The organism is Burkholderia sola (assembly GCF_905400185.1).
GTDB lineage: Bacteria > Pseudomonadota > Gammaproteobacteria > Burkholderiales > Burkholderiaceae > Burkholderia > Burkholderia sola.
Map to the genome: position 1 here is coordinate 113378 of NZ_FR989675.1, position 18835 is coordinate 132212.

Consider the following 18835-nt stretch of genomic DNA (forward strand, 5'->3'; position numbering starts at 1 on the left):
GATCGCGGCTGTCCGGTAAAATGCCGCTTTGCCTTCGCTTCGTCGCTCCTACCGTGGCCCATAACCTGCTCAACGACACCTTCCTGCGTGCGCTTCTGCGCGAGCCGACCGACTACACGCCGATCTGGCTGATGCGCCAGGCCGGCCGCTACCTGCCCGAATACAACGCGACGCGCGCGCGCGCCGGCAGCTTCCTCGGTCTCGCGAAGCATCCCGACTACGCGACAGAAGTGACGTTGCAGCCGCTCGAGCGCTTTCCGCTCGACGCCGCGATCCTGTTCTCGGACATCCTGACGATTCCCGACGCGATGGGGCTCGGCCTCGACTTCCAGGTCGGCGAAGGGCCGAAGTTCGCGCATCCGGTGCGCACCGAGGCCGACGTCGCGAGGCTCGCGGTGCCGGACATCGAGGAGACGCTCGGCTACGTGACGGGCGCCGTGCGCGAGATCCGCCGCGCGCTCACCGACGGCCAGGGCCGGCAGCGCGTGCCGCTGATCGGCTTCTCGGGCAGCCCGTGGACGCTCGCGTGCTACATGGTCGAAGGCGGCGGCTCGGACGATTTCCGTACGGTGAAGTCGATGGCGTATTCGCGCCCGGACCTGATGCACCGGATCCTCGACGTGAACGCGCAGGCGGTGGCCGCGTACCTGAACGCACAGATCGAAGCGGGCGCGCAGGCCGTGATGATCTTCGATACGTGGGGCGGCGCGCTGGCCGACGGCGCGTACCAGCGCTTCTCGCTCGACTATATCCGTCGCGTGGTGTCGCAGCTCAAGCGCGAGCATGACGGCGAGCGCGTGCCGGTGATCACGTTCACGAAGGGCGGCGGGCTGTGGCTCGAGGAGATCGCGGCGACCGGCGTCGACGCGGTCGGGCTCGACTGGACGGTCAACCTCGGCGCCGCGCGCGAGCGCGTCGCGGGGCGCGTCGCCCTGCAGGGCAACCTCGACCCGACGATCCTGTTTGCGCCGCCGGCCGCGGTGCGCGAACAGGCGCGCGCGGTGCTCGACAGCTACGGCAACCATCCGGGCCACGTGTTCAACCTCGGGCACGGCATTTCGCAATTCACGTCGCCCGATCACGTCGCCGAACTCGTCGACGAAGTCCATACCCACAGCCGCGCGATCCGTAGCGGAGCGGCGGGCTGAACGCAAGCGCCGTCATGCTGCGCTGCGGGATGACGATGTTTCGTTTTTGAAACTAAACAGGACGCAACCCCGCTCCCGTTGCCGATTCGGTGCTTGTCAAGACTTGACTTATACACATTTTCCACGTTGCAGCGCGGTAGAGCCCCGTATCGGTCAATTTGTCTCGCTATGGTTGGGTAATTTGAATAGCAGCCTTATGGAATAAGGCTTCGCGGGGCACCGCCGGAAGCGGCGAAAAACAGCGGAAAGCACGGCCCGGCGCGCGTTGCGGCCATTGAGCGGCGAGTTCTCAACAAAGTTATCCACAGGCTGGGCAGGGTATACGGCGATTCCTAATGCGAATCCAAAACTTAGCGCCGAATCTGACGTTTTACTTTAAGTTCGCCGCCGCGATGCGGACGCGGATGCCGGCCGTCCGTATGCTGCGTACCGCCGCTGCCGGAGCGCGCGGATGAGCGGCACCTACCTGCGCGTGGCGCTCGACCATCCGCTCGCGACCCTGTTCGACTACCGCTGCGACGCGCAGCCGGTGCCCGTGCCCGGCACGCTCGTGCAGGTGCCGTTCGGCAAGCGGCAGGCCGTCGGGCTCGTCTGCGAAGTCACCACTCACACCGAGGTACCGCCGACGCGGCTGCGCGCGGTCGATGCGATCTGCACGGAGCTGCCGCCGCTGTCGGCGGACTGGCTCGCGCTCGTATCGTTCGCCGCCGACTACTATCAGCGCGGGCGCGGCGAAGTCGCGTTACCGGCGCTGCCGCAGGCGCTGCGCGACGCCGGGCGCTGGGGGCGGTTGCTCGCGCCCGAAGTGCGCTACCGGCCGACCGAAGCCGGCCGCGCGGCGCTGCCCGACGCATTGCCCGCGCGCGGCGCCGCGCTGCGCCGGCTCGCGCAGGCGCTGGCCGATACCGGTTCGTTGACGCTGCCCGACGCGCGTGCGCTGCATCCGAAGGCTGTCGCGACGCTCGACGACTGGGCGGCACGCGGCTGGGTCGACGTCGAAGAGATCGGCTGGGCCGATGCGCCTGTGGCCAACCCTGTGGATAACCTGTCGACAAGCAGTGGACGCGCTGTGCCGCCGGCGTTGACCGACCAGCAGGCCGAGGCGCTCGACGCGATCCGCGCGGCGCAGGGCTTCGCGCCGTTCCTGCTGCACGGCGTGACGGGCAGCGGCAAGACCGAGGTCTATCTGCATGCGCTCGCGTCGCTGCTCGACGCGCGGCCGGACGCGCAGGCGCTCGTGCTCGTGCCGGAAATCAACCTGACGCCGCAGTTCGAGGCCGCGTTTCGCGCGCGCTTCGCGGGCGCGCTCGCCGACGATGCGATCGTCACGCTGCACAGCGGGCTTGCCGAAGGCGAGCGAGCGCGCAACTGGCTCGCCGCGCACACGGGCCGCGCGCGGATCGTGCTCGGCACGCGGCTCGCGGTGCTCGCGTCGATGCCGACGCTTGCGCTGATCGTCGTCGACGAGGAGCACGAGCCCGCGTACAAGCAGCAGGAAGGATTGCGCTATTCGGCGCGTGACCTGGCGGTGTGGCGCGCGAAGCAGCTCGGCATCACTATCGTGCTCGGCTCGGCCACGCCGTCGCTCGAAAGCTGGTGGCAGGCCGAGCAGGGGCGCTACACGCGGCTCACGCTGTCGCGCCGCGCGGTGGCCGACGCGACGCTGCCGACCGTGCGGCTGATCGATCTCGAAGAGGAACGGCGGCGCGGGCGCGCATCGATGGGCGGGCTGTCGGGGCCGCTCGTCGCGGCGCTGAAGGCGCGGCTCGAACGCGGCGAACAGAGCCTCGTGTTCCTGAACCGGCGCGGTTATGCGCCGCAGCTCGCGTGCGACGCATGCGGCTGGGTGGCCGGTTGCCCGCGCTGCAGCGCGTACGTCGTGCTGCACAAGCCCGAGCATGCGCTGCGCTGCCATCACTGCGGCTGGGAAGCGCGGATTCCGCGGTCGTGTCCCGAGTGCGGGAACGTCGACATCGCGCCGCTCGGGCGCGGCACGCAGCGCATCGAGGAGGCGCTCGCCGAGACCGTGCCGGGCGCGCGGATCCTGCGGATCGACGCGGACAGCACGCGCCGCAAGGGCAGCGCGCAGGCGCTTTTTTCCGACGTGCACGCGGGCGAGGTCGACATCCTGGTCGGCACGCAGATGATCGCGAAGGGGCACGACTTCCAGCGCGTGTCGCTCGTCGGCGTGCTCAATGCCGATACCGCGCTGTTTTCGCACGACTTCCGCGCGAGCGAGCGGCTGTTCGCGCAGCTGATGCAGGTGAGCGGCCGCGCGGGGCGGGCCGGGCTGCCGGGCGAGGTGATGGTGCAGACGCGCTACCCGCGTCACGCGCTGTACCACGCGCTCGGCCGGCAGGATTACGTCGGTTTCGCGAATTCGCAGCTCGGCGAGCGTCGCGACGCGCACCTGCCGCCGTTCGTCTACCAGGCGCTGCTGCGCGCCGAAGGGCGTACGCTCGACGCGGCGCTCGCGTTCCTGCTGCAGGCCGCGGCCGCGTTGCCGGGGCTGCCGGGCGCCGAACGCGTGACCGTGTACGACGCGGTGCCGATGACGATCGTGAAGGTCGCCAACGTTCACCGCGCGCAGTTGCTCCTCGAAAGCGCATCGCGGGCGGCGCTGCAGCATGCGCTGCGCGCATGGTTGCCGGAGTTGCGCGCGCTGAAGGGCGTGCTGCGGTGGAGCGTCGAGGTCGATCCGCTGGATATCTGAGCGACGCCCGCGCGGCTGTCGCGCGGGGCGTTGCCTGATACGGGAAGCCGGGGCCGCCGCGCGCCCGAATCGTCTCCCGTCTCGCGCCCGGCGCCCGCACCCCACCGCGTCACACCGCCCAGTGCAACCCGTTTTCGACTGCTTCCGCGCATGCCGAAGGTTGCACACGCGTACCGAATCGCCCCGATCAGGGAAAACACCGAGCCCCCGACCACGGGCAACCCCTAGGTTGCAACCTCATAAGTGGCTGATTATATTGACTAACTTATGGGTGCAACCCCTCTCTCAATTTGGTTGCACCTTTTTATTGCGTGCCGTAGGATTTCGCGCATCCTCTCACACCATACTGCCGGGCTCGCACCGGCGCACGAACCCACCATGGCAAGCACGACTCTCGGCGTCAAAGTCGACGACCTTCTCCGCTCGCGCCTGAAAGACGCGGCAGCGCGTCTCGAGCGCACTCCCCACTGGCTGATCAAGCAGGCGATCTTCGCGTATCTCGAGCGGATCGAGCACGGCCAGTTGCCGCCCGAGCTGTCGGGCCACAGCGGCGTGACGGAGCTCGCCGACGGTCAGGCCGCGGACGGCGACGACGACAACTCGCCGCATCCGTTCCTCGAGTTCGCGCAGAACGTGCAGCCGCAATCGGTGCTGCGCGCGGCGATCACGGCTGCGTACCGCCGGCCGGAACCGGAGTGCGTGCCGTTCCTGCTCGGCCAGGCGCGCCTGCCTGCGAACCTGCAGGCGGACGTGCAGGCGCTCGCGACGAAGCTGGTCGAGGCGCTGCGCGAGAAGAGCTCGGGCGGCGGCGTCGAAGGGCTGATCCACGAGTTCTCGCTGTCGAGCCAGGAAGGCGTCGCGCTGATGTGCCTCGCCGAAGCGCTGCTGCGCATTCCCGATCGCGCGACGCGCGACGCGCTGATCCGCGACAAGATCAGCAAGGGCGACTGGCGCTCGCACGTCGGCCACGCGCCGTCGCTGTTCGTGAACGCGGCGACCTGGGGGCTGATGATCACCGGCAAGCTCGTGACGACCAACAGCGAAGCGGGCCTGTCGTCGGCGCTCACGCGCCTGATCGGCCGCGGCGGCGAGCCGCTGATCCGCAAGGGCGTCGACATGGCGATGCGCCTGATGGGCGAGCAGTTCGTCACCGGCGAAACGATTTCCGAAGCGCTCGCGAACAGCCGCAAGTACGAAGCGCGCGGCTTCCGCTATTCGTACGACATGCTCGGCGAAGCGGCGACGACCGAAGAGGACGCGCAGCGCTACTACGCGTCGTACGAACAGGCGATCCACGCGATCGGCAAGGCGGCCGGCGGCCGCGGCATCTACGAAGGCCCGGGCATCTCGATCAAGCTGTCGGCGCTGCATGCGCGCTACTCGCGCTCGCAGCAGGACCGCACGATGAGCGAGCTGCTGCCGCGCGTGCGCGCGCTGGCGCTGCTCGCGCGTCGCTACGACATCGGCCTGAACATCGACGCGGAAGAAGCCGACCGTCTCGAACTGTCGCTCGACCTGCTCGAGGCGCTGTGCTTCGATCCGGAGCTTGCCGGCTGGAACGGCATCGGCTTCGTCGTGCAGGGCTACCAGAAGCGCTGCCCGTTCGTGATCGACTACCTGATCGATCTCGCGCGCCGCAGCCGTCACCGCCTGATGATCCGCCTCGTGAAGGGCGCGTACTGGGACAGCGAAATTAAGCGTGCGCAGGTCGACGGCCTCGAAGGCTATCCGGTCTACACGCGCAAGATCTACACCGACGTGTCGTATCTCGCATGCGCGAAGAAGCTGCTCGCGGCGCCGGACGCCGTGTATCCGCAGTTCGCGACGCACAACGCGTACACGCTGGCTGCGATCTACCAGCTCGCGGGCCAGAACTACTACCCGGGCCAGTACGAATTCCAGTGTCTGCACGGGATGGGCGAGCCGCTGTACGAGGAAGTCACGGGCCGCGACAAGCTGAATCGTCCGTGCCGCGTGTATGCACCGGTCGGCACGCACGAGACGCTGCTCGCCTACCTCGTGCGCCGTCTGCTGGAAAACGGCGCGAACACGTCGTTCGTGAACCGCATCGCCGATAAAACCGTGTCGGTGAAGGAGCTGGTCGCCGATCCGGTCGACGAAGCGTCGAAGATCGTGCCGCTCGGCGCGCCGCACGCGAAGATCCCGCTGCCGCGCCACCTGTACGGCGACGAGCGTCCCAACTCGATGGGCCTCGACCTGTCGAACGAACACCGTCTCGCGTCGCTGTCGTCCGCGCTGCTCGCGAGCGCGCACCACCCGTGGCGCGCGGCGCCGATGCTCGCCGACGACGCGCTCGCCGACGCGCCGGCGCGCGAGGTGCGCAACCCGGCCGACCAGCGCGACCTGGTCGGCACGGTCAGCGAAGCGACGTCCGAACACGTGAGCGCGGCGCTCGCGCACGCGGTGGCCGCCGCGCCGATCTGGCAGGCCACGCCGGTCGATGCGCGCGCCGATTGCCTGGTGCGCGCGGCCGACCTGCTCGAAGCGCAGATGCATACGCTGATGGGCCTGATCGTGCGCGAAGCCGGCAAGTCGCTGCCGAACGCGATCGCCGAGATCCGCGAAGCGGTCGACTTCCTGCGCTACTACGCGGCGCAGATCCGCGACGAATTCTCGAACGACACGCACCGTCCGCTCGGCCCCGTCGTCTGTATCAGCCCGTGGAACTTCCCGCTCGCGATCTTCATGGGCCAGGTCGCCGCGGCGCTCGCCGCCGGCAACACGGTGCTCGCGAAGCCGGCCGAGCAGACGCCGCTGATCGCCGCGCAAGCCGTGCGCCTGTTGCGCGAGGCCGGCGTGCCGGCCGGCGCGGTGCAACTGCTGCCGGGCACCGGCGAGACCGTCGGCGCGGCGCTGGTCGCCGATCCGCGCACGCGTGCGGTGATGTTCACGGGCTCGACCGAAGTCGCGCGCCTGATCAACAAGACGCTCGCCGCGCGCCTCGATCCGGACGGCAAGCCGATTCCGCTGATCGCCGAAACGGGCGGCCAGAACGCGATGATCGTCGATTCGTCGGCGCTCGCGGAGCAGGTCGTCGCCGACGTGATGCAGTCGTCGTTCGACTCGGCCGGTCAACGGTGTTCGGCGCTGCGCGTTCTGTGTCTGCAGGACGACGTCGCGGACCGCACGCTGACGATGCTCAAGGGCGCGATGCACGAGCTCGCGCTCGGCAACCCGGACCGGCTGTCGACCGACGTCGGCCCGGTGATCGACGGCGAAGCGAAGCAGACGATCGACACGCACGTCGCGGCGATGAAGGACAAGGGCCATGCGGTCACGCAGCTGCCGATGCCGGACGCGTGCGCGCACGGCACGTTCGTGCCGCCGACGCTGATCGAGATCGGCAGTATCGACGAGCTGAAGCGTGAAGTGTTCGGCCCCGTGCTGCACGTGGTGCGCTACCGCCGCAGCCAGCTCGACAAGCTGCTCGAGCAGATCCGCGCGACCGGCTACGGGCTGACGCTCGGCATCCACACGCGGATCGACGAGACGATCGCGCACGTGATCTCGAATGCGCACGTGGGCAACATCTACGTGAACCGCAACGTGATCGGCGCGGTGGTCGGCGTGCAGCCGTTCGGCGGCGAAGGGCTGTCGGGTACGGGGCCGAAGGCCGGCGGCGCGCTGTACCTGCAGCGCCTGCTCGCGACGCGTCCGTCGGGGCTGCCGCGTGCGCTCGCGGAGTCGCTGATCGCGGACGGCGCGGCCGATGGCGACGCGCGCGGTAATCCGGCGGCAGCGCTCACCGCACTGCGCGACTGGCTGATCGAGCAGCGCGAGCCGGCGCTCGCCGCACGCTGCGACGGTTACCTCGCACAGGTGCCAGCCGGCGCAACCGCGGTGCTGACCGGCCCGACGGGCGAGCGAAACACGTATACACTCGGCCCGCGCGGCACGGTGCTGTGTGTCGCGGCCACGCCGGGCGGCGCGCGTGCGCAGTTCGCGGCGGTGCTGGCGACGGGCAACCGCGCGCTGTTCGCCGGTGCGGCGGGCGAGGCGCTGGTCGCCGCGCTGCCGGCGTCGCTGAAGGCGCACGCGGCCGTGCGCAAGCAGGCCGACGCGCCGTTCGACGCGGTGCTGTTCGAAGGCGACAGCGACGAGCTGCAGACGCTCGTGAAGGACGTCGCGCAGCGCCCCGGCCCGATCGTGTCGGTGCAGGGCGTGTCGGCGGGCGCGTTCGAGAACGGCGACGCGGAAGACTACGCGCTCGAGCGGTTGCTGACGGAACGCTCGGTGAGCGTGAACACGGCCGCGGCGGGCGGCAATGCGAATTTGATGACGATCGGCTGATCATCCTTGCCGTTCGGATCAAACAAAGGAAGCGGCCAGGCGATCCCGAAGCCGCTCCATTTACCCTGGTACCAAGGAGATGCTATGCAACACACGATGAAAAAAGTGGCAGGCGCGACGTTCGTCGCGGTCATGTCGCTGGCGGGGACGGCCCATGCGGACGACGTGAAGATTGGTTACGCAGGGCCGATGACGGGCGCGCAGGCGCACTACGGCAAGGATATGCAGAACGGGATCGTGCTCGCGCTGGAAGACTTCAACGCGACGAACCCGAAGATCGGCGGCAAGGCCGTGAAGTTCGTGCTCGACACGCAGGACGACCAGGCCGACCCGCGCACGGGTACGACGGTCGCCCAGAAGCTGGTCGACGACGGCATCAAGGGCATGCTCGGTCACTTCAACTCGGGCACGACGATTCCGGCTTCGCGCATCTACGCGAACGCGGGCATTCCGGAAATCGCGATGGCGACGGCGCCGGAATACACGCAGCAGGGTTACAAGACGACCTTCCGCATGATGACGTCCGACACGCAGCAGGGCTCGGTGGCCGGCACGTTCGCGTCGAAGGATCTCGGCATGAAGAAGATCGCGATCGTCGACGACCGCACGGCCTACGGCCAGGGTCTCGCCGACCAGTTCGAGAAGGCCGCGAAGGCCGGCGGCGCGACGATCGTCGACCGTGAATTCACGAACGACAAGGCTGTCGACTTCAAGGCGATTCTGACGAAGCTGAAGGCGGCGAAGCCGGACCTCGTCTACTACGGCGGCGCGGATTCGCAGGCTGCGCCGATGGTCAAGCAGATGAAGGCGCTCGGCATCACCGCCCCGCTGATGAGCGGCGAAATGGTGAAGACGCCGACGTTCCTGAAGATCGCGGGCAACGCGGCCGAAGGCACGATCGCGTCGCTGGCCGGCCTTCCGCTGGAAGAAATGCCGGGCGGCAAGGCTTACGCCGACAAGTACAAGAAGCGCTTCGGCGAAGACGTGCAGACGTACTCGCCGTACGCGTACGACGGCGCGATGGCGATGCTGAACGCGATGAAGAAGGCCGATTCGACCGATCCGGCGAAGTACCTGCCGGTGCTCGCGAAGACCGACATGGCCGGCGTCACGTCGACGCACGTCGCGTACGACGCGAAGGGGGACCTCAAGAACGGCGGCATCACGATGTACAAGGTCGAGAAGGGCGACTGGAAGCCGCTGAAGAGCATCGGCGGGAAGTAAGCAGCCTTTGATGTGACGCGCGGCCGGCGGCGCATGTCGCTGTCCGGCCGGTCGTGTGAAAAAGCCACCGGGCCGTCGGGCCGGGTGGCTTTTTCTTTGGCGGTGCACGGCCAGGTAGTACATACGGCTCTTGCCGGCGATGATTCAACGGGTTGGGTATGTTCCGACGGGGGCGCCGCGTGTGTACGTCAATGTCTCATCGATGCGACTGGCGGCAGTGCGAGGTTACTTATCTTCACAGCACTTGTTGGGGCAATCGGGCAGGAAGGAAATTTCCACACGCCGCCCATTATCTACGTCCCCATGCGAGTAGACGCGGGCGCTCGTCTTAATGGTTCCACGTAGAAAACCGAATTGCTTCAGCAGCGCATACGCGGTTTGCATTCGCGATTGTGCAAGGGGCAGTGCGCTCTGTTCACTTTCCTCGGCATGGCCGCTAATCAGCGTTGTTTCCTTGGTTACGTGACGTGCGTAGGCGATTTTCTGGTCTGCTGTCCAGTTTGCAGTGCGGACGATTTCAGAATTCGATATATATGAACTGTTTTTCGGAAAATGGATATCGAAATTTTCGCTTGCGACACATGCAGATGCATGACTGGACGCGACGACGCATAGGCCGGCAATTAATTTCATAGTTTATTATTTGGTGAGTTTTGTTGTCGACGAGACGCCGGAGCGTCGCATAAATTTCCACATCCATTTTTGCAGAAAGGCAGAAGACTCACGCCGAGCTGCAAGTATCCTCCATGGCCCGTGCTATCGATTGGGTATGTAATTCGATTGACGTGCGTGTCAACATAGATATATTGAGGCTTGATGCCAAGCTGTATCAGGAAGTCTTTCAGCTGGTCACCTCTCGACTTTGCCAGACTCAAGGAGTTGCGTTCGCCGACATATGCGCTGGCGATGATTTGCGCCTGCACTTCAACATCGGGCCATTGCCGCGCAGCCAAAACCATATCCACTATCTTTATTCGATATGCATTTGGAATGCCGGGATAATTCAGAGGCACGCTTTCGAGCATGTGTTCCGATATCGTACAAGCGCTTGCGTGTTGAATAAAAGCGGCACCAGCAAGCGCAGCAACGGGGATCAGAAGTTTTATCATTCAATCACCAAATATTCTTTTTTAAGAATTCACTTATTTCATCAAAGTGCGCGATGTAGCATGCAATGCTGTCTGCATTTCTATCTGCACCTTCTGGATTGGCTTGTGCCCAATATCCGATTCCTCGAGCAAACCCATAGTTGACGTCGTCCGCATCGAATGTGTCAATGTAATGGGAACATTCGTGAATGAGAATTTTCAATTTGCAGTTTCCAGCAACGTAAACATCCTCGACAGTGCAGAAATGCGGGTAGATCGCGATTATGCGACGTGCCGAATCGGGCTTGCATACAGCCGCGTCATTTGCGCCAGTATCAGGGGCCACTGAGCATGTAAGTTGCCGCTGGCTTTGTTCGTCCCATCTGATGATCTTCTCGGGCTGTAGTTCGCACATAGCCGCAGCGAGCTTGGGGAGGCCGAAACTTAGTTTTTGACGTATCGCTTCGTCGCTTCGGCCAAACCAGAATTGCACTCTATCTCGGGCAGTTTTATCCCATCGCGCCAGATCCGATATGCGCTCCTCAATTAAGATCACCGCGGTGTCCCGTAGTCGCATTATTAGGGATCTGAATGCCTTGTTGCTCATGTTGGGGCAAATTGGCATCGTGTTGATGGACACATAGATCATCGACCCCGGATTGGTATTGGTGACGGCCCCCGAATGGACGAGGACCCATTCTTCGTTTTCCTGATCTTCGAAGTCGTATTTATTTCCCGAAAAACCGCTCATCGCGTCAATGCCCCTTCGTATAGATTTTCAGAGATGCTGCGGCGTCGGTGGCAATTCGATGTGTTTGCCCGGCCGCGTCCGTGATGCCTGCGAAGATCTGCCCGGTGTCGGTGACGATTCGATAGCGAACGTTGACGAGCGGGCGGTGCGCATCATCGAGCAAGGTAAATTGCTCGTCATGTACGGCATCCGATGAGGCAAACGGCAGATGGGCTGCACCAGGTTTGCGCCCATTCAGCGCCGCAATTTCGCCCGCAGTGAAAGTCATCCGCATGCCGCGCTCAGCGTAGAAGATCGGCGGTGGGTTGCATCCGCAGACATTGATATCCCCGCTCAATGCCCACTGTTTGCCGTTCGGGCCGGTACCGGGCCAGCGCGGCCCTTGCGGTGCGATGTATCCTTCGCGCTTGCAGGCCGAACAGTAGGTCTTCATATCGAGCGTGGCGATATGAACCGTCGGCGGCGGATTGGAACAGGTCACGGTATCGAGGCCCTCGACAATCACCGCTTCCCCGGCGCGGTCGCCTTTGGCAAGAAAGTAGCGGATCATGAGCGCTACCTCAGCGGGGCATGGACGAGCGGGTGACGATGCCAAATACAACGGACGACGCCACGCCTCGTCGCTCGGGGCTATCAGTGATCGTGTCGCCGTTATCGAGTTCGCTTCCAACGAATGCGAGCGGCGCGAAGTCGGGCCTGTCTGCCAAACCCAGACCGCTCGTCACGTGCGCGGTTGAACCGTCCGGATAGTGGATCAGGTCGCCCACCGTGGCAGGCTTTCCCAGGTGCGACGCTACTTCCCACGTGCCGGACGGCTCGCGCAATGCATCGCCGCGCGCTGTTGTCGCGCCACGTACCGCCAGTCTATAGGCAGGCGGTGCGGGTGGCGGCACATAGGTGGGATCGAACAGGCCCGCAATGCTTTGCCCCTCCCGCACGTGAATGCCCCATGAGGTGCGCGGCGTTTCGGTAATTCGGTCACCGTTGCTCAACCGGCTGCCGACCAGCGCGAACGGCTTGCCTCCGCTATGGTTGTTTCCCGCGCCGTCGATAATCGCGGCCTCGCTGCCGTCGTCATAGGTCACTACGTCGCCGACGCAGGCGACTTCTAATCCTGCCAGGTTCAGGCCGCTGGTTGCGGTGGTGACGCGTCCACCGCGTTCCGTGAGTGCGCCAACGGTGGCGAAAAGATGGGTCGGTGCTTTGTGTTCGTTTTTCATCCGGCTTCCCTGTCTCAGTAAATGGAATGGCTGCCTAGAGACGCTATTCCAGATAAGAAACGTCGATCAATCGGACGAATATGATTCAGCGCTGGTAACTTCTATTACTTGTTCCGTTCCGCCTGTTGCATTGACCGCGCGTGCGCGAATGCGCTAGCTCAATCGCGGATACTCAGTCCCTGCGCACGCGCAGCAGAAACTTCTGCAACTTGCCGGTCGGCGTGCGCGGCAGCGCCTGCACGAACGCGAACTCGCGCGGGATCTTGTACGCGGCGAGCCGCTCGCCGCAGAACGCGCGCAGCGCGTCCGCATCGGCCGCCGCGTTCGCCCGCGTCACGACGTGCGCGACGACCGTCTCGCCCCAGTCCGGATGCGCGACGCCGACGACGGCCGCCTCGGCGATGTCCGGGTGCGCACCGAGCACGTCCTCCACCTCCTTCGAATAGACGTTCTCGCCGCCGGTGACGATCATGTCCTTCAGCCGGTCGACGATGAACAGATAGCCCTCCTGATCGATCCGTGCGAGGTCGCCGGTGCGATACCAGCCGCCCGGCGCGAACGCGGCACGCGTCGCGGCCGCGTCGTCGAGATAGCCGAGCATCATGCTGTCGGCCTTCAACCAGATCTCGCCGGTCTCGCCCGGCCGCGCATCGACACCGTCCATCCGCACGACCCTCAGGTCGACGCCCGGGCCACCGTGGCGGCCGATCGAGCCGGCCTTCGCGATCTGCTCGTCCGGATACAGCGTCGTGCCGGCCGGCCCCGCTTCCGTCATTCCGTACACCTGAAAGAACGCGTGACTGCGATACGCACGGGCGAGCCGTTCGGCCTGCGCGGCGCCGATCGGGCCGCCGCCGTACAGCCACGCGCGCACGCTCGACAGATCGAACGCCGCGAAGCCGTCGACCGTGTCGAGCGGCAGCGTGTACGACACCGGCGCGCCGAAATACAGCGTCACGCGCTCGCGCTCGACGGTCTGCAGGAAGCGCAGCGGATGGTATTCGCGCAGCAGCACGACGGTGCCGCCCGCGACCAGCGTGCCGCCGAACCAGTTGTTCAGCGGCGACGAATGCCAGATCGGCATCGCCATCAGCGTGCGTTCGTTGCAGCCGATGCCGATGGCGAGCGCCGCTTGCATCGCGGCGAGCGTCACCGTGCGATGACTGTGCACGCAACCCTTCGGGCGGCCGGTCGTGCCGGACGTGTAGAGGATCTGCGCGACGTCGTCGTCGGCCGGCTCGATGCCCGCGAGGCCGTCTATCGTCGCGCACATCGTGTCGAAGTTCGGCACGCCGTCGAGTTCGCCTTCGGTCACGAGCCGCCGCGCCGGATGCACGATGCGCTCGACCACCGGCGCGAGCGCGACGTCGAACAGCAGCACGGTGCTGCCGCTGTGTTCGAGCACGTAGTCGACTTCCGGCGCCTGCAGTTTGTGGTTGATCGGCACGAACGCCGCGCCGAGGCGCCATGCGCCGAACATCAGGTCGACGAAGGCCGGCGTGTTGAAGCACATCGCGGCGACGCGGTCGCCGGCCGCGACGCCGAGCGCGCTCAGCACGGCCGCCGCGCGGTGCGAACGCTCGCGTGCGGCCGCATACGTGATCGTCGCGGATTCGCTGACGAGGAACGGCTTGTCGGGCGTCGCACGGGCGGCGCGGTCGAGGGCGGCGACGAGGTTCATCGGGGCTCCGGGCGGGCGAACGAACGCGAATTCGGTTGAGCGGGCCGGCGTCAGGCCGGGTACGCGCGCTGCAGCAGCGCGGCGACGTCGATCGCGCGCGGATCGAAGCCGCCCGCGATACGGCCCCAGTCGGGCGCGGCGAGCCGCGTCGCGACGAACGCGTCGGCGACGGCCGCCGGTGCATCGCGGCGCAGCAGGCACGCCTGCGCGACGAGCGCGAGCCGCTGCGCGAACACGCGGCCCGACGCTTCGAGCGTGTCGGCCGGGGCGGCGAGCATCGCGCGCAACGCGTCGAGCGCCGCGCGGATGCGCGGTTCGCCCGCGCCGAGGTCGGCGAGTTCGTCGAACAGCGCGGCGGCGGCATCGGGCTCGCGCGACACCGCGCGCAGCACGTCGAGGCACATCACGTTGCCCGAGCCTTCCCAGATCGAGTTGACGGGCGCCTCGCGGAACAGGCGCGCGATCGGGCCGTCGTCGACGTAGCCGTTGCCGCCGAACACTTCCATCACCTCGCCGGTCAGCTCGACCGCGCGCTTGCAGACCCAGAATTTCGCGGCGGGCGTGACGATCCGCTTCCACGCGCGTTCGCGGGGCGAGTCGTCGCGTTCGAACGCATCGGCGAGCCGCATCGCGAGCGACAGCGCCGCCTCGCTTTCGAGCGCGAGATCGGCGAGCACGGTGCGCATCAGCGGCTGCTCGGCGAGCGCGCGGCCGAACGCGTGACGCTGGCGCGTGTACGCGATCGCCTGCACGACGCCCTGGCGCAGCATCGCCGCGCTGCCGAGCACGCAGTTCAGCCGCGTGTAGGTGGCCATCTCGATGATGGTCGGAATGCCGCGGCCTTCATCGCCGAGCATGATCCCCCACGCATCGTTCAGCTCGATTTCGCTGCTCGCGTTGCTGCGGTTGCCGACCTTGTTCTTCAGCCGCTGGATCTCGACCGCGTTTTTCGTGCCGTCCGGCCGCCAGCGCGGCACGTAGAAGCACGACGGGCCGCCGGCTTCGGTGCGCGCGACGACGAGGTGCGCGTCGCACATCGGCGCGGAAAAGAACCACTTGTGGCCGCGCAGCCGGTATTCGCCGCCGCGGCCGCCCGCGCCGACCGGCGTGGCGAGCGTCGTGTTTGCGCGCACGTCGGAGCCGCCCTGTTTCTCGGTCATGCCCATGCCGAACCAGATCGCGCGCTTGTCGGCGACCGGCACGTCGCGCGCATCGTAGTCGTCGCTGTAGAGCTTGTCGCGCAGCAGGTCCCACAGCGCCGGCTCTTTCTGCAGCACGGGAATCGCGGCTTGCGTCATCGTCGCCGGGCACAGCGTGCCGGCCTCGATCTGGCCGTGCAGGTAGAAGCCGGCGGCCGTCGCGGCCCAGCGGCCGCGGCGCGACTCGCGGAACGCGAGCGACACGAAGCCTTCGTGACGATACTGGCCGAGCAGCGCGTGCCAGGCGGGATGGAAGTCGACGCGGTCGATGCGCCGGCCGCGCCGGTCGAACGCGTTCAGTTCGGGCGTGTGGCGGTTCGCTTCGTCGGCGAGTTGCGCGGTGTCGGCGCTGCCGAGCCGCGCGCCGTATGCGTCGAGCTGCGGTACGGCCCAGTCGGCGCCGGCCCGGACGAGCGCGTCGCGCAGCGCGAGATCCGTCGCGAAGAGGTTATAGTCGACGAGTTCGTCGAACTGGTTCGTGACGGCGTGGGTCGAGTCGGTCATCGCGGTCGTCTCCGGTCTTATGCTTCACGGTCAGCCGGCGTCGTGCCGCGCGCAACGCGCTTCGGCGCGGGTTCCGGCTGCCGGTAAAACGTATTCCCTGCTGAATTCAGAGTAGCAAATATGCCGCCGCGACATGTTCAGGTTCCGGCGCCGCCCGGCTCGCCGACGGCGCAACCCGCGCCCGCGTTGCGTCGCCGGCCGCGCCAGTCGCGCGCGCAGGCGAGCTCCGACGCGCTGCAACAGGCGTTCGTTCAGCTTTTGCTCGAACGCGGCTACGCGAAGGCTACGATCCGCGAGATCGCGGCCGTCGCGGGTGTCAGCATCGGCACCTTCTACGAATATTTCGGCGACAAGCAGAGCCTCGCGGCGCTCTGTATTCATCGCCGCGTGCTGGCGCTGGCCGACCGGCTGCGCGACGCGGTGCAGCGGCTGCGCGGTGCGCCGCGGGCCGAGCTCGCCGTCGCGCTGGTCGATCTCCAGGTCGATACGATCGCCGCCGACGCGGCGCTGTGGGGCGCGCTGTTCGCGCTGGAGCGGCAGGTGTCGCCGCTGACCGCCTATCGCCGGCATTACGACGCCTATGTCGCGCTGTGGCGCGACGCGCTGGCCCACGCGGCCGATCCGCCGCCCGCCGCGCGGCTCGACGGGCTCGCGCGGATGGCCCATACGATCTGCTACGGCGGCCTGTCGCAGGCGCTGCTGACGCTCGGGCCCGCGCTCGATTTCGCCGCGCAGCGCCGCGAACTGCGAGCCGTGCTGCTCGCGTATCTCGCGGCCGCGGACGCGTAGCCTTCCCGGGGGAAATGCCTGATTCGCATATCAGGCGCGCAGACCCGCCTTGCCGCCAAGCTCTTCTCCCGGCGAACCATGAGAAAAATGCATGGCCTCCATGACGAACTTTCGATTGTCCGCCGATATTGGTTCGGGCTAAATCATGCGGCAGATGCAGGTCGCGCACGGCGCGGCCCGCCCGAAGGACATCAGGAGGAGGAGTCATGCGAAGCGCCACCGCGCCCCGTTCGAAACTGCCCGACGTCGGGACGACGATCTTCACGGTGATCGGCCAACTGGCTGCTCAACACGACGCATTGAACCTGTCGCAGGGCGCGCCGAATTTCGCGCCCGATCCGGCGCTCGTCGAAGGCGTCGCGCGCGCGATGCGCGACGGTCACAACCAGTATGCGCCGATGGCCGGCGTGATCGCGCTGCGCGAGCGGCTCGCCGAGAAGACCGAGGCGCTGTACGGCGCGCGCTACGATCCGGCGACCGAGATCACGGTGATCGCGAGCGCGAGCGAGGGGCTGTACGCGGCGATCAGCGCGCTCGTGCATCCGGGCGACGAGGTGATCTATTTCGAGCCGTCGTTCGACAGCTATGCGCCGATCGTGCGGCTGCAAGGCGCGACGCCGGTCGCGATCAAGCTGTCGCCCGAGCATTTCCGCGTGAACTGGGACGAGGTGGCCGCGGCCATCACGCCGCGCACGCGGATGATCATCGTCAACACGCCGCACAACCCGACCGCGACGGTGTTCTCCGCCGACGATCTCGAGCGGCTCGCGCAGCTCACGCGCGACACGGGGATCGTGGTGCTGTCCGACGAAGTCTACGAGCACGTCGTGTTCGACGGCGCGCAGCACCAGAGCGTCGCGCGCCACCGCGAGCTGGCCGAGCGCAGCGTGATCGTGTCGTCGTTCGGCAAGTCGTTCCACGTGACCGGCTGGCGGGTCGGCCATTGCCTCGCGCCGGCCGAACTGATGGACGAGATCCGCAAGGTGCACCAGTTCATGGTGTTCTCGGCCGATACGCCGATGCAGGTCGCGTTCGCGGAGATCCTCGCGCGGCCGGACAGCTATCTCGGCCTCTCGGCGTTCTACCAGGCCAAGCGCGACCTGCTCGCGCGCGAGCTGGCCGATTCGCGTTTCGAGCTGCTGCCGAGCGAAGGCTCGTTCTTCATGCTCGCGCGCTTTCGCCACTTCTCGGATGAAAGCGACAGCGATTTCGTGCTGCGCCTGATCCGCGACGCGCGCGTCGCGACGATTCCGCTGTCGGCGTTCTATACCGACGGCACCGACGCTGGCGTGATCCGGCTCAGTTTTTCGAAGGACGACGCGACGCTGGTCGAAGGCGCGCGGCGGCTGCGTTCGCTGTAGGACAACCGGCGGCGGAGACGTCGCATCGACCGGACACTTGGAGATCACGATGAAGCACACGGCAACCCTGAAACTCGCATTCGCACTCGCGTGCGCCATCGGCTCCGGCACGGCGCTCGCCGATGCGCCGACGCTGCGCTTCGGCCTCGAAGCGCAATACCCGCCGTTCGAATCGAAGGCGCCGAACGGCGACCTGCAGGGCTTCGACATCGACGTCGGCAATGCCGTCTGCCAGACGGCGAAGCTGTCGTGCAAATGGGTCGAGACCTCGTTCGACGGGCTGATTCCGGCGCTGAAGGGCCGCAAGTTCGACGCGATCAACTCGGCGATGAACGCGACCGAGCAGCGGCGCCAGGCGATCGACTTCACGACGATCATCTATCGCGTGCCGACCCAGCTGATCGCGCGCACCGGCAGCGGGCTGCTGCCGACGCCCGAATCGCTGAAGGGCAAGCGCGTGGGCGTGCTGCAGGCGTCGATCCAGGAAACCTTCGCGAAGGCGCACTGGGAGCCGGCCGGCGTCGCGGTCGTCGCGTACCAGGACCAGAACCAGGCGTATGCGGATCTGGTCGCCGGCCGCCTCGACGCGACGCTCGTGCTCGCGCCGTCCGGCCAGCGCGGTTTCCTGTCGCGCCCGGACGGCAAGGGCTTCTCGTTCGTCGGGCAGCCGGTGCACGACGACAAGATTCTCGGCAGCGGCATCGCGTTCGGCCTGCGCAAGGGCGACGACGCGCTGAAGGCGAAGCTCGACGCGGCGATCGACAAGCTGAAGGCGGACGGCACGGTGAAGTCGCTCGGCCTGAAGTATTTCGGCGATATCGACATCTCGACGAAGTAAGCGGGGGC

At 66.7% G+C, this 18835-nt stretch carries 14 protein-coding genes; 7 read left to right on the top strand and 7 right to left on the bottom strand.

The genetic code is table 11. The features are described from left to right. Nucleotides 1-53 precede the first annotated feature (53 nt). The 4 genes from hemE to KR541_RS00550 all read left to right on the top strand — a co-directional run bounded on the left by hemE (nucleotide 54) and on the right by KR541_RS00550 (nucleotide 9396). A complete protein-coding gene (hemE, locus tag KR541_RS00535; protein ID WP_290369655.1) occupies nucleotides 54-1148 on the top strand; it encodes a uroporphyrinogen decarboxylase in 1095 nt (364 codons plus the stop codon). 451 nt (nucleotides 1149-1599) lie between these two features. Then, the gene (locus tag KR541_RS00540; RefSeq protein ID WP_050015840.1) at nucleotides 1600-3861 is read left to right on the top strand and encodes a primosomal protein N'; all 2262 of its coding nucleotides are present in this window, start codon (nucleotides 1600-1602) and stop codon (nucleotides 3859-3861) included. Between the two features lie 378 nt (nucleotides 3862-4239). Beyond that, on the top strand, nucleotides 4240-8172 hold the full coding sequence (gene putA / locus KR541_RS00545; protein ID WP_204383527.1) for a trifunctional transcriptional regulator/proline dehydrogenase/L-glutamate gamma-semialdehyde dehydrogenase: 3933 nt from the start codon (nucleotides 4240-4242) through the stop codon (nucleotides 8170-8172). An 84-nt stretch (nucleotides 8173-8256) separates the two neighbouring features. Continuing rightward, the gene (locus KR541_RS00550) at nucleotides 8257-9396 is read left to right on the top strand and encodes a branched-chain amino acid ABC transporter substrate-binding protein (RefSeq protein WP_050015844.1); all 1140 of its coding nucleotides are present in this window, start codon (nucleotides 8257-8259) and stop codon (nucleotides 9394-9396) included. Nucleotides 9397-9621: 225 nt separating this feature from the next. On the opposite strand, the gene KR541_RS00555 is transcribed toward KR541_RS00550, so the two are convergent. The 7 genes from KR541_RS00555 to KR541_RS00585 form a co-directional block, all read right to left on the bottom strand. Continuing rightward, nucleotides 9622-10029: a hypothetical protein gene (locus KR541_RS00555; RefSeq protein ID WP_080334331.1), complete on the bottom strand. Its 408-nt coding sequence runs from the start codon at nucleotides 10027-10029 to the stop codon at nucleotides 9622-9624. Next, nucleotides 10026-10505, bottom strand: a complete 480-nt coding sequence (locus KR541_RS00560) for a hypothetical protein (RefSeq protein ID WP_124631498.1) — start codon at nucleotides 10503-10505, stop codon at nucleotides 10026-10028. The genes KR541_RS00555 and KR541_RS00560 overlap by 4 nt, the downstream gene beginning before the upstream one ends. Nucleotides 10506-10509: 4 nt before the next feature. Then, complete coding sequence (locus KR541_RS00565) at nucleotides 10510-11235, bottom strand: M35 family metalloendopeptidase (RefSeq protein ID WP_080334332.1); 726 nt, start codon at nucleotides 11233-11235, stop codon at nucleotides 10510-10512. 4 nt (nucleotides 11236-11239) lie between these two features. Next, the gene (locus KR541_RS00570; protein ID WP_089488025.1) at nucleotides 11240-11785 is read right to left on the bottom strand and encodes a PAAR domain-containing protein; all 546 of its coding nucleotides are present in this window, start codon (nucleotides 11783-11785) and stop codon (nucleotides 11240-11242) included. 10 nt (nucleotides 11786-11795) lie between these two features. After that, nucleotides 11796-12455: a PAAR domain-containing protein gene (locus KR541_RS00575; RefSeq protein ID WP_089488026.1), complete on the bottom strand. Its 660-nt coding sequence runs from the start codon at nucleotides 12453-12455 to the stop codon at nucleotides 11796-11798. Nucleotides 12456-12627: 172 nt separating this feature from the next. Further along, on the bottom strand, nucleotides 12628-14136 hold the full coding sequence (locus KR541_RS00580) for a class I adenylate-forming enzyme family protein (protein WP_050015850.1): 1509 nt from the start codon (nucleotides 14134-14136) through the stop codon (nucleotides 12628-12630). Nucleotides 14137-14186: 50 nt separating this feature from the next. Further along, a complete protein-coding gene (locus KR541_RS00585) occupies nucleotides 14187-15839 on the bottom strand; it encodes an acyl-CoA dehydrogenase family protein (protein WP_050015852.1) in 1653 nt (550 codons plus the stop codon). 120 nt (nucleotides 15840-15959) lie between these two features. Between KR541_RS00585 and KR541_RS00590 the strand changes: the two genes are divergently transcribed. The 3 genes from KR541_RS00590 (at nucleotide 15960) to KR541_RS00600 (ending at nucleotide 18827) form a co-directional block, all read left to right on the top strand. Continuing rightward, nucleotides 15960-16628 (top strand): TetR/AcrR family transcriptional regulator, encoded by a 669-nt coding sequence (locus KR541_RS00590; RefSeq protein WP_050015853.1) that lies wholly within the window; start codon nucleotides 15960-15962, stop codon nucleotides 16626-16628. Nucleotides 16629-16834: 206 nt separating this feature from the next. Beyond that, nucleotides 16835-17989: a pyridoxal phosphate-dependent aminotransferase gene (locus KR541_RS00595; protein WP_011694020.1), complete on the top strand. Its 1155-nt coding sequence runs from the start codon at nucleotides 16835-16837 to the stop codon at nucleotides 17987-17989. A gap of 49 nt (nucleotides 17990-18038) precedes the next feature. Further along, on the top strand, nucleotides 18039-18827 hold the full coding sequence (locus KR541_RS00600; RefSeq protein WP_050016021.1) for an ABC transporter substrate-binding protein: 789 nt from the start codon (nucleotides 18039-18041) through the stop codon (nucleotides 18825-18827). Nucleotides 18828-18835 lie beyond the last annotated feature (8 nt).

Bases quoted from the DNA above. Each gene is read 5' to 3' on its own strand.
- KR541_RS00540 (WP_050015840.1), top strand. From the start codon at position 1,600: ATGAGCGGCACCTACCTGCGCGTGGCGCTCGACCATCCGCTCGCGACC.
- putA (WP_204383527.1), top strand. From the start codon at position 4,240: ATGGCAAGCACGACTCTCGGCGTCAAAGTCGACGACCTTCTCCGCTCG.
- KR541_RS00550 (WP_050015844.1), top strand. From the start codon at position 8,257: ATGCAACACACGATGAAAAAAGTGGCAGGCGCGACGTTCGTCGCGGTC.
- KR541_RS00555 (WP_080334331.1), bottom strand. From the start codon at position 10,029: ATGAAATTAATTGCCGGCCTATGCGTCGTCGCGTCCAGTCATGCATCT.
- KR541_RS00560 (WP_124631498.1), bottom strand. From the start codon at position 10,505: ATGATAAAACTTCTGATCCCCGTTGCTGCGCTTGCTGGTGCCGCTTTT.
- KR541_RS00565 (WP_080334332.1), bottom strand. From the start codon at position 11,235: ATGAGCGGTTTTTCGGGAAATAAATACGACTTCGAAGATCAGGAAAAC.
- KR541_RS00570 (WP_089488025.1), bottom strand. From the start codon at position 11,785: ATGATCCGCTACTTTCTTGCCAAAGGCGACCGCGCCGGGGAAGCGGTG.
- KR541_RS00575 (WP_089488026.1), bottom strand. From the start codon at position 12,455: ATGAAAAACGAACACAAAGCACCGACCCATCTTTTCGCCACCGTTGGC.
- KR541_RS00580 (WP_050015850.1), bottom strand. From the start codon at position 14,136: ATGAACCTCGTCGCCGCCCTCGACCGCGCCGCCCGTGCGACGCCCGAC.
- KR541_RS00585 (WP_050015852.1), bottom strand. From the start codon at position 15,839: ATGACCGACTCGACCCACGCCGTCACGAACCAGTTCGACGAACTCGTC.
- KR541_RS00590 (WP_050015853.1), top strand. From the start codon at position 15,960: ATGCCGCCGCGACATGTTCAGGTTCCGGCGCCGCCCGGCTCGCCGACG.
- KR541_RS00595 (WP_011694020.1), top strand. From the start codon at position 16,835: ATGCGAAGCGCCACCGCGCCCCGTTCGAAACTGCCCGACGTCGGGACG.
- KR541_RS00600 (WP_050016021.1), top strand. From the start codon at position 18,039: ATGAAGCACACGGCAACCCTGAAACTCGCATTCGCACTCGCGTGCGCC.